The organism is Umezawaea sp. (genome assembly GCF_057122925.1).
The window spans coordinates 48277-62470 of the sequence record NZ_DBNGPQ010000031.1 but is presented as its reverse complement, the minus strand read 5'-3'; the positions used below and the strand labels follow the sequence as shown (position 1 = coordinate 62470).

At 71.6% G+C, this 14194-nt stretch carries 11 protein-coding genes and 1 pseudogene; 9 read left to right on the top strand and 3 right to left on the bottom strand.

Going from position 1 to position 14194, the window contains the following annotated elements:
• A pseudogene (locus AC156L_RS04735) lies at positions 1-602 on the top strand (glycogen debranching enzyme); the annotation flags it as partial.
• Positions 603-613: 11 nt separating this feature from the next.
• A complete protein-coding gene (locus AC156L_RS04730) occupies positions 614-1129 on the top strand; it encodes a hypothetical protein (protein WP_330882153.1) in 516 nt (171 codons plus the stop codon).
• Positions 1130-1139: 10 nt separating this feature from the next.
• On the opposite strand, the gene AC156L_RS04725 is transcribed toward AC156L_RS04730, so the two are convergent.
• Complete coding sequence (locus AC156L_RS04725; RefSeq protein WP_330882152.1) at positions 1140-2120, bottom strand: acetylxylan esterase; 981 nt, start codon at positions 2118-2120, stop codon at positions 1140-1142.
• A 10-nt stretch (positions 2121-2130) separates the two neighbouring features.
• Positions 2131-3183, bottom strand: a complete 1053-nt coding sequence (locus AC156L_RS04720) for a LacI family DNA-binding transcriptional regulator (RefSeq protein WP_330882150.1) — start codon at positions 3181-3183, stop codon at positions 2131-2133.
• Between the two features lie 290 nt (positions 3184-3473).
• Between AC156L_RS04720 and AC156L_RS04715 the strand changes: the two genes are divergently transcribed.
• The 7 genes from AC156L_RS04715 to AC156L_RS04685 all read left to right on the top strand — a co-directional run bounded on the left by AC156L_RS04715 (position 3474) and on the right by AC156L_RS04685 (position 12225).
• Positions 3474-5828 (top strand): beta-xylosidase/alpha-l-arabinosidase, encoded by a 2355-nt coding sequence (locus tag AC156L_RS04715; protein WP_330882148.1) that lies wholly within the window; start codon positions 3474-3476, stop codon positions 5826-5828.
• The gene (locus AC156L_RS04710; protein ID WP_330882146.1) at positions 5825-6799 is read left to right on the top strand and encodes an ABC transporter permease; all 975 of its coding nucleotides are present in this window, start codon (positions 5825-5827) and stop codon (positions 6797-6799) included. Before AC156L_RS04715 ends, AC156L_RS04710 begins: the two co-directional genes overlap by 4 nt.
• Positions 6796-7731 carry a carbohydrate ABC transporter permease gene (locus tag AC156L_RS04705; RefSeq protein WP_330882145.1) on the top strand — a complete coding sequence of 312 codons (936 nt, stop codon included), beginning with the start codon at positions 6796-6798 and terminating at the stop codon, positions 7729-7731. The genes AC156L_RS04710 and AC156L_RS04705 overlap by 4 nt, the downstream gene beginning before the upstream one ends.
• Before the next feature lie 48 nt (positions 7732-7779).
• Positions 7780-9405 (top strand): ABC transporter substrate-binding protein, encoded by a 1626-nt coding sequence (locus AC156L_RS04700; protein ID WP_330882143.1) that lies wholly within the window; start codon positions 7780-7782, stop codon positions 9403-9405.
• A gap of 63 nt (positions 9406-9468) precedes the next feature.
• The gene (locus AC156L_RS04695; protein ID WP_330875070.1) at positions 9469-10980 is read left to right on the top strand and encodes a GH39 family glycosyl hydrolase; all 1512 of its coding nucleotides are present in this window, start codon (positions 9469-9471) and stop codon (positions 10978-10980) included.
• Complete coding sequence (locus AC156L_RS04690) at positions 10977-11663, top strand: glycosyl transferase (RefSeq protein ID WP_330875069.1); 687 nt, start codon at positions 10977-10979, stop codon at positions 11661-11663. The genes AC156L_RS04695 and AC156L_RS04690 overlap by 4 nt, the downstream gene beginning before the upstream one ends.
• A 46-nt stretch (positions 11664-11709) precedes the next feature.
• Positions 11710-12225 (top strand): beta-galactosidase trimerization domain-containing protein, encoded by a 516-nt coding sequence (locus tag AC156L_RS04685; protein ID WP_330875068.1) that lies wholly within the window; start codon positions 11710-11712, stop codon positions 12223-12225.
• On the opposite strand, the gene AC156L_RS04680 is transcribed toward AC156L_RS04685, so the two are convergent.
• Entirely contained in the window at positions 12219-14186 is a 1968-nt protein-coding gene (locus AC156L_RS04680) for an alpha-glucuronidase (protein WP_330875067.1), read from the bottom strand. The genes AC156L_RS04685 and AC156L_RS04680 overlap by 7 nt on opposite strands.
• Positions 14187-14194: the final 8 nt, after the last annotated feature.

The following is a 14194-nucleotide window of genomic DNA, read 5'->3' as shown; positions in this document are numbered from 1 at the left end:
GGCGGAACCTGCTGGCGACGACGCTGTTGTCGCAGGGTGTGCCGATGCTGCTGCACGGTGACGAGTTCGGCCGCACGCAGCACGGCAACAACAACGCCTACTGCCAGGACACGGAGATCTCCTGGGTCGACTGGAGCCTCGCGGACCAGAACAAGGACCTGGTCGAGTTCACGGCGGCGTTGACGGCCTTCCGCAAGCAGCACCCGGTGCTGCGCAGGCGGAGGTTCTTCGCGGGCAAGCCGATCCGCAGTGGTGACGACCTGCGGGACATCGCGTGGTTCACGCCCGAGGGCGAGGAGATGACCGAGCACAACTGGGGCGACGACTTCGGCCGCTGCGTCGTGGCGTTCCTCAACGGCGAGGGCATCCCGGACCTGGACCAGCGGGGTGTGCGGGTGGTGGACGACTCGTTCCTGCTGGCGTTCAACGCCCACCACGAGGACATCGAGGTGACGCTGCCCGAGGAGAGCTACGGTCCGATGTGGAGGGTCGTCGTCGACACCGCCACCGGCCAGGTGGGCGGTGAGGGGGAGTCGTTCCCCGCGTCGGGACGCGTCACGCTGCCGTCCAGGTCGCTCGTGGTGCTGCAACGCGTCGAGTGAGGGGGACGGCCGTGGCGCAGGTCTTCATCCAGCCGTCCTACGGGACCCCCGAGGCACGCCGGTACGGGACGGTGAGCCTGGACCGGGGCGTGCCGTTCGCGGACGCCCCCTACGCGGACCTGCTGGACCCGGCGGACCTCGCCGGGCTGGTGGCCGCGCACCCGGAGGGCCGCGCGCGGTTCTGGGGCGCCACGGCCAAGCACGACAGGCGGATGGACACCGTGGTGGCCGGTGACGTCGTGCTGCTCACCGGTCGCAAGCACGTGCGGGCGATCGGTGAGGTCGGGTACCGGTTCCGCGACCCCGCGTTCGCGCGGCGCCTGTGGAACCCCGATCCCGGCAAGTGCGTCTGGGACAACGTCTACAGCCTGCGCGGGTACTGGCCCGCGCTGGTGCCCTACGAGGCGATCTGGGCGCTGCCGGGGTTCACCGGGGGCGACAACTTCATGGGGCTGCGGTTCCTGGACGCCGAGAGGTCGGCGGCGGTCCTCGCCCTCACCGCCGCGGATCGGCCGGGTGCCCGGTGACGGGTTCCGGTCAGGGGGTGCCGAACCGGTCGCGGAGCCAGGCGAGCTGGTGGGTCTGGTGGTGGGCCTCGCCGCCCTCGTGGTGGTTGAACGGGTACACGTCGATGTCCCTGTCCTCGTTGCCCAGCGCGTTGAACGCGGCGAAGACGCCGGACGGCGGGCAGATGGTGTCGCGCAGGCCCGTGGCGAACAGGGCCGGGACGGTCGTGCGGGCCGCGAAGTTGACCGCGTCGAAGTAGGACAGGGAATCCAGGACCCGGTCGGCCGAATCCCGGTGCACGGCCAGGTACTGCACGATCTCGGCGTAGGGGTGGGCGTCGGTGATCGTGATGGCGCGCTCCACGTGGCACAGCAGCGGGGAGCTGGCCAGCAGGGCGGCGGTCCGCTGGTTGAGGGCCGCCGCCGCGATGGCCAGTCCGCCGCCCTGGCTGTTGCCCACCACGGCGATGCGGGTGTCGTCCACGTCGGGCAGGGCGGCGGCGGCGTCCACGGCGCGGGCGGCGTCGGTGATCAGGCGGCGCAGGTAGGCGGTGCTCGGGTTGGTGATGCCGCGGGTGAGGAAGCCCGGAGCGGCCGGGGCCGAGCCGATCGGGTCCGGTGTGTCGCCGCCGCTGCCGTACTGGCCGCCCTGGCCCCTGGCGTCGACGAGCAGGTGTGCACAACCGGCGGCGGGCCAGAGCAGTCGTTCCACGGGCAGGCCCCGCCCCCGGCCGTAGCCGACGTACTCGACCACCACGGGGAGCCGCCTGCCCTCGGTGCCCGCGGGCCGGGTGTACCAGGCGCGGACGTGGTGGCCCGCGAAGCCGGTGAAGGTGACGTCCCAGGTGGTGACGAGGGACAGGCCGGTGGCCACCGGTACCACGCCGACCAGGGGGTCGTGCTCGGCGGCCTCGGCGAGGGTCGTGGTCCAGAAGTGGAGGTGGTCCGACGGCTTGCGCACCGTCGGCCGGTAGTTCTCCAACTCGGTCAGCGGCAGGTCGAAGAGGGCCATGTCCGTCCTTCTAGGAGGGTGGTCGGGACGTGCTCTCGCGGACGATCAGCTCGGTGGCCAGGTCGATCCGCTCGTTGCGCGGGCGTTCACCCCTGGCGAGGGTGAAGACCATCTCGGCGGCGGTGGTCGCCATGTCCCGCAACGGCTGGCGCACCGTCGTGAGGGGCGGGCCGATCCACTCGGTCACGTCCAGGTCGTCGTAGCCGACGATGGACAGGTCGCCGGGGATGGACAGGCCGAGTTCGCGGGCCGCCCGCATCACGCCCAGGGCCTGGAAGTCCGAACCCGCGAAGATGGCCGTGGGGCGGTCGGGGCGGCTCAGCAGCGCCAGGCCGTGGTCGTAGCCGCCGTGGACGTAGAAGTCGCCGTGGCGCACCAGGTCCGGGTCGGTGGGGAGGTTCGCCTCGTCCAGCGCGCTGCGGTAGCCGTCGACCCTCGCCCTGCTGCACATCATCGTCGTGGGGCCGGAGATGACCGCGATCCTGCTGTGCCCCAACGAGATCAGGTGACGGGTGGCCGCCAGTCCGCCGGACCAGTTGGCCGAGCCGACGGTGGGGACGCCCGGCTGCGGCTCACCCGCCGTGTCCAGCACGACGAACGGGATGTTGCGGGTGGTGAGCTGGTTGCGCTGCTCCTCGTCCAGGCCCGCCAGGACGAGGATGACGCCGAGCGGTCGCCGGGTGAGCAGGTCGTCGAACCACTCGCGGCGCGGGCGGTGCTCGCCGCCGAGCTCGGACAGCACGACGGCGGCGCGCTCGGTCGCCGCGGCCTGCTCCACGCCGCGGATGATCTCCGTGGCCCACGCCGAGTGCATCTCGTGGAACACCAGGTCGATGAGGGCGGGCCGCGACGACTCGCGCGCCCGGCGGCGGCGGTAGCGCCGCTGCTCGATGACGCTCTCGACGCGCGCCCTGGTCTCGGCGGCGACGTCCGGTCGGCCGTTGAGGACCTTGGAGACGGTGGGGATCGACACGCCCGCCTCGGCGGCGATGGAGGCGATGGACGCGGGCTGCGGGCTGGCCGCGTCCGACGGGTCGGCACCTGTTCCGAGCGGCGTGCTCATGCTGACCCCTTGTCCTGCGTCGATAACGGCACCTCGAAGTAGTCCTAAAGTTTCGGTGCTGGAGCGTAAAGGTAAAAGAGGTCCGATGCCAGTGATCTTTCTGGCGTAGCTGGTCACATATATGAACAGAGCAGGGGTGATGACCTGCGGAAGTCTCCTCTGAGAAATCCAGGTCGCCTGTTGACGGTCTCGGTTCAGGCCCCTACGGTCACTTCACCGGACCGAAGTATCGGGGATGCCCTCGATACTTTCGGGTTGTCACGACGACGTGATCGGGAGGTGCCTGGTCGATGGCGGACAGGACGACCGGGGGCGCCGACGGCGAGACACCCGTGTGGCGGGACGTTCGCCGTCCGGCCCAGGAGCGGGTGGACGCGCTCGTCGCCGCGATGACCCCGAGGGAGAAGCTCGCCCAGCTCGTCGGGGTCTGGGTCGGCGCCGATCCCGAGGGCGGGGAGGTCGCCCCGCACCAGTCGGACCTGACCGGCGACCCCGTGGTGTGGCAGGACGTCATCGCCTCCGGCCTCGGCCAGCTCACCCGTCCGTTCGGCACCCGGCCGGTGGCGCCCTCGGCGGGCGCGCGGTCGCTGGCCCTCTCGCAGGCGCAGGTCGTGGCGGCGGGCCGGTTCGGCATCCCCGCGCTGGTGCACGAGGAGTGCCTGACCGGGTTCGCCGCCTGGCGGGCCACCACCTACCCGGCCCCGCTGTCCTGGGGCGCCTCCTTCGACCCCGACCTGGTCGCGGAGATGGCGCGGCTGGTCGGCGGGTCCATGCGCGCGGTGGGGGTGCACCAGGGGTTGGCGCCGGTCCTGGACGTCACGCGCGACTACCGCTGGGGCCGCACCGAGGAGACCATCGGCGAGGACCCGTACCTCGTCGGAACCGTGGGCACGGCGTACGTCCGCGGCCTGGAGGACGCCGGGATCGTCGCCACGCTCAAGCACTTCGCCGGGTACTCGGCGTCGCGCGCGGGCCGCAACCTCGCGCCGGTGGCGATCGGCGCGCGGGAACTCGCGGACGTCGTGCTGCCGCCGTTCGAGATGGCCGTGCGCGACGGCCGCGCGCGGTCGGTCATGAACTCCTACAGCGAGGTCGACGGGATGCCCGTCGCCGCCGACGGAGACCTGCTCACCGGGCTCCTGCGCGACACCTGGGGGTTCACCGGGACCGTGGTGTCGGACTACTTCGCCGTCAAGTTCCTCGAAACGCTGCACGGCGTCGCGGCCGACGAGGGTGAGGCCGCCGTGCTCGCGCTGACCGCGGGCATCGACGTCGAACTGCCCACGGTGCGGTGCTTCGGCGAACCGCTGCGCCTGGCCGTCGACCGCGGTGACGTCGACGAGGCGGTGGTGGACCGCGCGCTGCGGCGCGTGCTCGCGCAGAAGGTCGAGCTGGGCCTGCTGGACCCGGACTGGACACCCCTGCCGGAGGACGTCGACGGGGTGGAGCTGGACACGCCGCGGTCCCGCGACGTCGCGCTGCGGCTGGCGCGGGAATCCGTCGTGCTGCTGGCGAACGACGACCACGTGCTGCCGCTGCGGGCGGGGGCGGCGGTGGCGGTCGTCGGGCCGCTGGCCGACGACCCGATGGCGCTGCTCGGCTGCTACTCGTTCCCCGCGCACATCGGCGTGCGCCACCCCGGCACCGCGCTGGGGCTGGAGGTCCCGACCGTGCTGTCGGCGCTGCGTGACGCGCTCGGCCCGGTCGCCCACGCCCGCGGCTGCGAGGTCCGGTCCGACGAGGCCGACTTCACCGAGGCCGTCGCGGTGGCGCGGGAGGCGGACGTCTGCGTCGTGGCCGTCGGCGACCTGGCCGGGCTGTTCGGCGGCGGCACGTCCGGCGAGGGCTGCGACGTGACGGAACTCGTGCTGCCCGGCGCGCAGGCCGACCTCGTGCGCGCCGTCGCGGCGACCGGGACCCCGGTGGTGCTGCTGCTGATCACCGGCAGGCCGTACGCGATCGGCGACCTCGCGGACGAGGTCGCCGCGGTCGTGCAGACGTTCTTCCCCGGCCAGCTCGGCGGCCGGGCCGTCGCGGACGTGCTGACCGGCGCCGTGTCGCCGTCGGGGAGGCTGCCGGTGAGCATCCCGGCCGACGCCTCCGGGCAGCCGGGCACCTACCTGTCCGCGTCGCTCGGACTGCGCTCCGAGGTGTCCACGGTCGACCCGACGCCCGCGTTCCCCTTCGGCCACGGGCTCGGGTACGGCACGTTCACCTGGTCGCCGCCGCGGGCGTCCGGCTCCACGTGGGCCGTGGACGGCCACGTCGAGGTGGAGCTGGAGGTGCGCAACCCCGGCGACCGCGCGGGCGCCGACGTCGTGCAGCTCTACCTGCACGACCCCGTCGCCCAGGTGACCAGGCCGGTCGTGCGGCTCGTCGGCTACGCCAGGGTTCCGCTGGCGGCGGGCGACGGAGCGCGGGTCGTGTTCCGCGTCCCCGCCGACGTCACGTCGTTCACCGGCCGCGACGGGCGGCGCGTCGTCGAGCCCGGCGCGGTGCGGCTGCTGGTGTGCCGCTCCAGCGCCGACGTGCACGGCGAGGTGGACCTGGTGCTCACCGGCCCGCTGCGCGAGGTCGACCACACCCGCGACCGGACCACCGCGGTGACCGTGACCCCGGCCGGGCGGGAGGTCGTGGTCGCATGATCGTCGACACGAGGGGACCGGAGGTCCAGCCTGAGGGGACCACCGCGCGCAGGACGCCCGAGCGGGTCCGGCGCACGTGGCGCAAGGCTCTGCGGAGGGACTGGCAGCTCTACTCGCTCGCCCTGCTGCCGCTGCTGTTCTTCCTGGTCTTCCGCTACTTACCCATGGTCGGCAACGTGATCGCGTTCCGCCGGTTCGTGCCCGGCGGTGACCTCTTCGGCGAGACGTGGGTCGGCCTGCGGTACGTCAAGATCTTCCTGAGCGACCCCACGTTCTGGCAGGTGTTCGGCAACACGTTCATCCTGGGCGCGCTGACGCTGCTGTTCTGCTTCCCGCTGCCGGTCGTGCTGGCCCTGCTGCTCAACGAGGTCCGCTCCCGCCTGTTCAAGCAGTTCGTGCAGACCGTGTCGTACCTGCCGCACTTCCTGTCGCTGGTGATCGTCGCCGGGATGGTGCTCCAGCTGACCTCCGTCGAGGGCACGGTCAACCAGGTCATCGGGGCGTTCGGCGGTGAGCCCATCGCCTTCACGCAGGACGCGGACTGGTTCCGCACGATCTACGTCTCCTCCGAGGTCTGGCAGACCGTCGGGTGGGGCACGATCCTCTACCTCGCCGCGCTGACGACCATCGACGACCAGCTCTACGAGGCAGCCCGGATCGACGGCGCCAACCGGTGGAGGCAGACGTGGCACATCACGCTGCCGGGCATCCGGCCGACGATGGTGACGCTGCTGATCCTCAACATCGGCACGTTCATGGCGGTGGGCTTCGAGAAGATCCTGCTGCTGTACAACCCGCTGACCTACCCGACGGCCGACGTGATCTCCACCTACCTGTACCGGGTCGGCCTGGTGTCGAACAACTTCAGCTACGCCGCGGCGATCGGCCTGTTCGAGTCGATCATCGGCCTGACGCTGGTCCTGTCCGCCAACGCGATCTCGCGCCGCACAGTGGGGACGAGCCTGTGGTGATCACCCCGCCCACCGAACTCGCCGAGCGGGTGACCAAGCCCGCGGTCGTGCGACCCACGCGCGTCGGCGACACGCGGGGCTACCGGGTCTTCCGCGTGGTCAACGTCGCCGTCCTGCTCGTGGTCGTCGCGCTCACGCTCTACCCGTTCGTCAACATCGTGGCGCAGTCGTTCAGCGACGAGCAGGCCATCCGCACGGGCGGGGTGAACCTGCTGCCGCAGGGCTTCAACGTGAAGACCTACGAGGTCATCATCTCCGACTCGGCCTTCTGGAACAGCTACCTCAACACCGTCGTCTACACGGTGACCGCCACGCTGATCTCGCTGGTGCTGACGACGACCTACGCGTACGTGCTGTCCAAGCACCACCTGAAGGGGCGCGGCACGCTCGTCGGCATCGCGGTGTTCACGATGTTCTTCAACGGCGGACTGATCCCGAACTACGTGCTGATCTCCGAGCTGGGCATGAAGAACACGATCTGGGCGGTCGTGCTGCCCAACGCGATCAGCGTGTTCAACCTGCTGGTGATGAAGGCGTTCTTCGAGGCGATGCCGAAGGAGCTGGAGGAGGCGGCGACGGTCGACGGCCTCAACACCTACGGGGTGCTGTTCCGGATCGTGCTGCCGCTGTCGAAGGCCGTGATCGCGACGATGGTCCTGTTCTACGCGGTGGCGAACTGGAACTCGTGGTTCTCGGCGTTCCTGTACTTCGACCGCGCGGACCTGTTCCCGGTCACGGTCTACCTGCGCAACATGGTCGCGGGCGCCACGACGGCGGCGTCCATGGGCAGCGACCAGGGTGACGTCGCGCAGGTCAACTCCAACATCAAGGCGGTGACCATGGTGCTCACCGTGCTGCCGGTCCTCGCGATCTACCCCTTCATCCAACGGTACTTCGTGTCGGGCGTGATGCTCGGCGCGGTCAAGCAGTAGCTCGCGCTCCGCACGTCGACGACGGTGTCACACCCTGAGGAGAGCCAGATGCGAACGAAGTGGAACCGCTTAACGACGGCGTTGGCGGCCGCCGGTCTCGTGGTGGGCCTGGCGGCGTGCAGCGAGGGCGAGGGGGCGTCCGGCGGTGTCGACCTCGACGGCAAGCGGGTCGCGTCGATGACCGACTACAAGGAGGGCGACCAGTTCAGGGCGACCGAGCCGGTCGAGTTCCGGGTGCTCTACAGCGACCACCCCAACTACCCGGTGAAGGACGACTGGCTGCTGTGGTCGGAGATCACCAAGCGCACCAACGTGAAGGTCACGCCGACGATCGTGCCGTCGAGCGACTACGAGCAGAAGCGGAGCCTGGTCGTCGGCGCGGGGGACGCGCCGGAGATCATCGCCAAGACCTACCCCAACCAGGAGGACGCCTTCGTCGCCTCGGGCGCGATCCTCGCGGTGAGCGACTACCTCGACCTGATGCCGAACCTGAAGGCCAAGATCGAGAAGTGGAAGCTGCAACCCGAGTTCGACACGCTGCGCCAGGACGACGGCAAGTTCTACCTGCTGCCCGGCGTGCACGAGGCGCCGTGGCCGGACTACACCCTCACGTTCCGCACCGATGAGCTGACCAGGCTCGGCCTGGCCACGCCGAAGACGTGGGACGAGGTCCACACCGTCCTCAAGGCGATCAAGGCCGCGCACCCGGACAGCTACCCGCTGTCTGACCGGTTCGAGGGCAAGAACATCCTCAACGTGGCCTCGCAGTCGTTCGGCACCACGGCGGGCTGGGGCTACGAGCAGACGCAGTGGAACGAGAGCACGGGCAAGTTCGAGTACACCGGCGCGACCGCCGAGTACAAGGGCCTGGTCGAGTTCTTCCACAAGCTCGTCGCCGAGGGGCTGATGGACCCCGAGAGCTTCACGCAGAAGGACGAGCCCGCGATCCAGAAGTTCGCCACCGGCAAGTCCTTCGCGATCAGCGGCAACGCGCAGACCATCGTCAACGACTACCGCCCGGCGATCAAGAACATCCCCGGCGCGACCGTCGCGAAGATCCCGATCCCCGCCGGGCCCAAGGGCGACGTCCTGCGCATCACCCGCCTGGAGAACGGTCTGATGATCTCCGCGAAGGCCGTCGAGAGCGACAGGTTCGTCTCGATGATGCAGTTCATCGACTGGCTGTGGTACTCCGACGAGGGCGCCGAGTTCGTCAAGTGGGGCGTGCTCGGCACCACGTACGACAAGGACGCGTCGGGCAAGCGCGCGCTCAAGCCGGACATCGGGTTCGGCGGCATGAACCCGGACGCGCCGAAGAAGCTCCAGAGGGACTTCGGCTTCCAGGGCGGCGTCTTCTCCTACGGCGGCAGCACCGAGCTCCTCCGGTCGATGTTCACCGAGGAGGAGCTGGTCTTCCAGAAGGCCGTGGCCGGGAAGAAGAACCGGCCGCTCGCGCCCCCCGCCCCCCTCAGCGACGAGGAGCGCGAGCAGGCCACCCTCTGGGAGACCCCGCTCAAGGACCTCACCTCGCAGGCCACGCTCCAGTTCATCCTCGGCGACCGGGACCTGTCCACGTGGGACGCCTACGTGCAGGAGCTGGACGCCAAGGGGATGGGCCAGTACGTGCGGCTCGTCAACGGCGCGCACGAGCGGTACAAGCAGAAGAACGGCTGACCCCCGCGGGCCGGTCGCTCCGGCGCCCGGCCCCCCCCCCACCGACCCAGGGGAGTGGCACCCGTGAACCCCACCCATCGCCTGTCCGACTCGTGGCGCCACTGCGTGGGCACCGGGAGGCTCAACCTGGCCCTGCGGTCGGACTACCGGGAGTCGCTCGCGCTCGTCCAGCGCGACATCGGCTTCCGCCACATCCGCGGCCACGGGCTGCTGTCCGACGACATGGGCGTGCACCGCAAGTCCTCGGTGGACGGCAGCGTGCGCTACTCGTTCACCTACCTGGACCAGGTGTTCGACAGCTACCTGGAGCTGGGCGTCCGGCCGTTCGTCGAGCTGGGCTTCATGCCGACGGCGCTCGCCTCCGGCGAGGACACGGTGTTCTGGTGGAAGGGCAACATCACCCCGCCCCGCGACCCGGACGAGTGGGCCGCCCTGGTGCGGGCCGTGCTCCGCCACCTCGTCGACCGCTACGGCCTCGACGAGGTGCGCACGTGGCCCGTCGAGGTGTGGAACGAGCCGAACCTGGTGGACTTCTGGAAGGACGCCGACCAGCAGGCGTACTTCCGGCTCTACGAGAACACCGCGCGGGCCGTCAAGGACGTCGACGCGGGCCTCCAGGTGGGCGGTCCCGCGCTGTCCCCCGGAGCGGACGGGTGGTGGGAGCCGTTCGCCGACTTCGTGGCGCGCCGGGACGTGCCGGTCGACTTCGTCAGCAGGCACGCCTACGCCTCCGGTCCCGCCCAGCCCATCCCGTTCGGCACCTACCAGACGCTGACCGCGCCGCAGGAGCTGCTCGACCAGTTCGACGCGCCCCGCAAGCACCTGGCGGGCACGGCCCTCGCGGGGCTGCCCGTGCACATCACGGAGTTCAACACCTCCTACCGGCCGGACAACCCGATCCACGACACGGCCTACAACGCCGCCTACCTGGCGCCGGTCCTCGTCGGCGGCCTCGACCTCGTGGACTCCTACTCCTACTGGACGTTCTGCGACGTGTTCGAGGAGGACAACGTGCCCACCTCGGTGTTCCACGGCGGATTCGGCCTGCTGACCCACCGCCAGGTGCCCAAGCCGACCTACCACCTCTACGCGTTCCTGGCCAGGATGGGCGCGTGGGTGCTCGCGCGCGGCGAGGACCACCTGGTCTGCGCCGACGACGACGGCCGGGTCACCGTGCTGGCGTGGCAGCCGGTCGGCGGCACCGACGGCCCGGACGCGCCCGACCGGCACGAGGTCCGGGTGTCGCTGCCCGTGCGGGCCGCCCGCGCGTTCGTCCGCCGGGAGCGGGTGAACGAGCACGACGGCAACGCCTTCGCCGCGTGGCGGGAACTCGGCCGACCCGCGTCGCCGGACCTCAGGACGTTCGACCTGCTGCGCGACTGCGCCCGCCCGGCCGTCGAGCACCGGTCGGTCGCGGTCCACGGCGAGCGGGTGGAGCTGCGGCTCCCGCTGGCCCGCCACGAGGTCACGTTCGTCGAGGTGCTGCCGGTGCGCCCGCAGGGGTACGCGGGCCTGGACGACCGGCGGCTGCTCGGTGCCTCCGACGACCGGCTCGTCGCGGAGCACGAGCGGTGAGGCCCGCACCCGACCCGGCGGCCGAGATCGGCGGTGGGTTCCTGGCGCGCTCGGCGGCCGTCGTCTACTGGCTGCTCGTGATCGAGGTGCTGGTGGTGCTCACGACGGCCCCGGCGCTCGCGGCGGTCGTGCTGCTGGCGGGAGGGAGCGGGAACGCGCCGCTGATCGGCCTCTGCTTCGTGCCGGTGGCCCCGGCGCTGTCGGCGGCGATCTTCGCCTGGCGCGTGTTCCTCGCCGACCGCGACCTGTCGCCCGCCGCGCACTTCTGGCGCGGCTACCGGCTCAACTGGCTCGACGTGCTGCGCTGGTGGCCGCCCGCGCTGGTGGTGCTCACCGTGCTGGGCTTCACCCTGGCGAACCTGGACGTGGCGGGCGTGCCCGCCGGGTACGGCCTGGTGCTTCTGCTGGTGGGGCTGGCGGTCCTGCTCTGGTCGGCGCAGGCGCTCGTCCTGTCGTCCGCGCTCTCGCTGCGCACGCGGGACCTCGTGCGGCTGGCCGGGTACTACCTCGGCGCCCGCCCGGCCACCACGCTCGGCACGGCGTCGCTGCTCGTCGCGGCGGCCGGGACCGTGGTGCTGACGTCGGACTGGGTCCTCCTCCTGCTCGCCTCACCCCTCACGCACGTCCTGCTGCGCACCGCCGAACCGGTGCTGCGCGACGCCACCGGGAGGTTCACCGCGTGAGCCGGATCGCCTACGGCGGCGACTACGACCCCGAGGAGTGGCCGACGTGCCGAGACCGTTCGCCGGACTGCTCGGGCTGCGGGTGGAGGAGACCGACGCCCAGCGGCCCGACGTCGTGAACCCCGTGCGGTTCGGGGCGGTCGAGCACGACGCCCGGCACGTGTTCGAGGTGGTGGTGCCGGAGCCCTCCACGGAGGTGCTCGGGACCTACGGCGCCGACTTCTACGCCGGGACGCCCGCGGTCACCCGCGCCGCGCGGGGCGGCGGCAGCGCCTGGTACGTGGCGACCCTGCTCGACGACCCCGGTGTGGCCGCGGTGGTGCGGGCGGTGCTGGACGAGCACGGGCTCGCCGGACCGCTGGCCGACGTGCCGGACGTCGAGGTCGCCGAGCGCGTCACGGAGGAGGGCGTGCGGCACCTGTTCCTGCTGAACCACAGCGGTTCCCGCGTCGTCGTGCCCTGCCCGGCCGACGGTGTCGACCTGCTGGGGGGCGCGGCCCGCGCCGCCGGGGACGAGGTGGTGCTCGACCCGGCGGCGGTGGTCCTGCTGCGCTGTCAGTAGATCCGCCTGCCCCGGCCGTCCGGTGCGCCGGACTTGCGGTGGAAGTAGGTGTTGACCTGGTCGCGCCACTCGGTCGCGCACCGGAGCTGCTCGGTGAGCAGGTCGGTGACGCGGTCGAACACCGCGGCGGGCACCCGGCCCTCCAGCGCCGCCCAGGTGGCGGCCGTGCGGCGGACCTCGTCGTGGCCGTCGAAGTGGGTGTCGTAGATGTGCTGGACCACGGTGGTGCCGGAGTGCAGGACGTGGTCGTACGGGACGTGGTGGAAGAACAGCAGCAGCTCGTCCGGGCAGGTGTCGAGCGATTCGTAGACGTCCCGCCACGGCGCCGGGTACTGGCCGGTGAACCCGGTGCCGGTCGCCCGCGTGCGGTCCACGCCGACGCCGTCGCGGTCGGCGAAGTGGTAGGTGCCCCAGCGGGAGTACTCGTAGCCGTCGACGGCGGGCCCGTAGTGGCCGCTGGGGTTGACCATGAACCCGACGCCGAGCGGAGCGGTGTACCGCTCGTAGGTGCGCCACGAGTCGTCCATCACCCGGTGCAGCGCCTCCCGCACGCCGTCGTCGGCGAACGTCAGGCCGATCCACTCGTCCAGCACGGCACCCTGCGCCAGCCGGTCGTCCCACGCGAGCCTGCCGAACCCGTAGAGGTTGGCCTGCGCCAACGGGTGCCCGGTCCAGAACGGGTCGGTGCCCGCGTTCGACACGGCCACCACCCCGGCCACCGCGTCCGCGACCGCGCCGCCCCCGTCGCCCCACGGCCGGAACGCCAGCACCTCCCGCCACTGCGGGACCAGGTAGCAGACGTGCTTCTGCTGCCCGGTGTACTCCTGGGTCACCTGGAACTCCGCGGCCAGCCGCGTGCTCGGCATGGACGCGATCACCGGCGACACCGGTTCGCGCGGCTGGAAGTCGATCGGACCCGCCTTCACCTGGAGGACCACGTTGTCGTCGAACCCGCCGTCCAGCGGGGCGAAGTGGTCGTGCGCGGCGCGCGCCCTGTCCGTCGACCGGTCGCGCCAGTCCTGGTGGTGGTCGTAGACGAACGCCCGCCAGAACACCGTGCCGCCGAACGGCTTCACCGCCCGTGCCAGCGCGTTCGCCCCGTCGGCGTGGTCGCGGCCGTAGGCGAACGGCCCCGGCTGGCCCTCGGAGTCGGCCTTGACGACGTAGCCCGCGAAGTCGGGGATCGCGGCGTACACGGCGGCCGTCGTGCGGGCCCACCAGTCGCGCACCTCGGGGTCGAGGGGGTCCGACGTGGCCAGCCCGCCGAGCACCACCGGCGAGGCGAAGCTCACCGACAGGCCCACCCTGATCCCGTGCGGGCGGAACACGTCGGCGAGCCGCACCACGTCGGGCAGCAGGTCGGTCAGCAGCCGCGCCTCGGTGCGGTGCACGTTGACGTTGTTGAGACCGACCCGGTTGACGCCGATCGAGCCGAGCAGCCGCGCGTAGGCGGCCACCCGGCTCAGGTCGGACCGCACCGCGCCGTCGTCGTAGAACAGCGAGCCGCCCGCGTACCCGCGTTCGACCTGGCCCATCACGGGGTGGACGTCGACGTTGTCCCAGTGGTCGAGCATCCGGATCGGCTGGCGGGGGGCGAACTCCCCCGCCGCGGCGGCGCTGAAAGCTGCTTCACCCAGGCGGACGACGTGGTGGAGGCCGTAGAGCAGTCCGGCGCCGCTCGCGCGGACCGTGGTGGTCGTCGCCGTGCGCTCCACGGTGAACGCCTCCGGATCACCGCCGGAGTCGTTCGTGCCGACCAGTTCCAGGTCCACCGCTCCGTCGCCGACCACCTCGCCGCCGTGGTCGCGCACCGCCGCGGCGACCTCGCCGCGCACCGTGGCGACGAGCGGCCCGTCCCCGACGACCCGCACCCGGCGGGAACCGAGCGGGCGGAACGCGGACGGCGGCAGCCAGGCCGGGTCGACACCCTCCGGCAGCGCCGCGACGGAGTAATCGTTCATGCAATGAA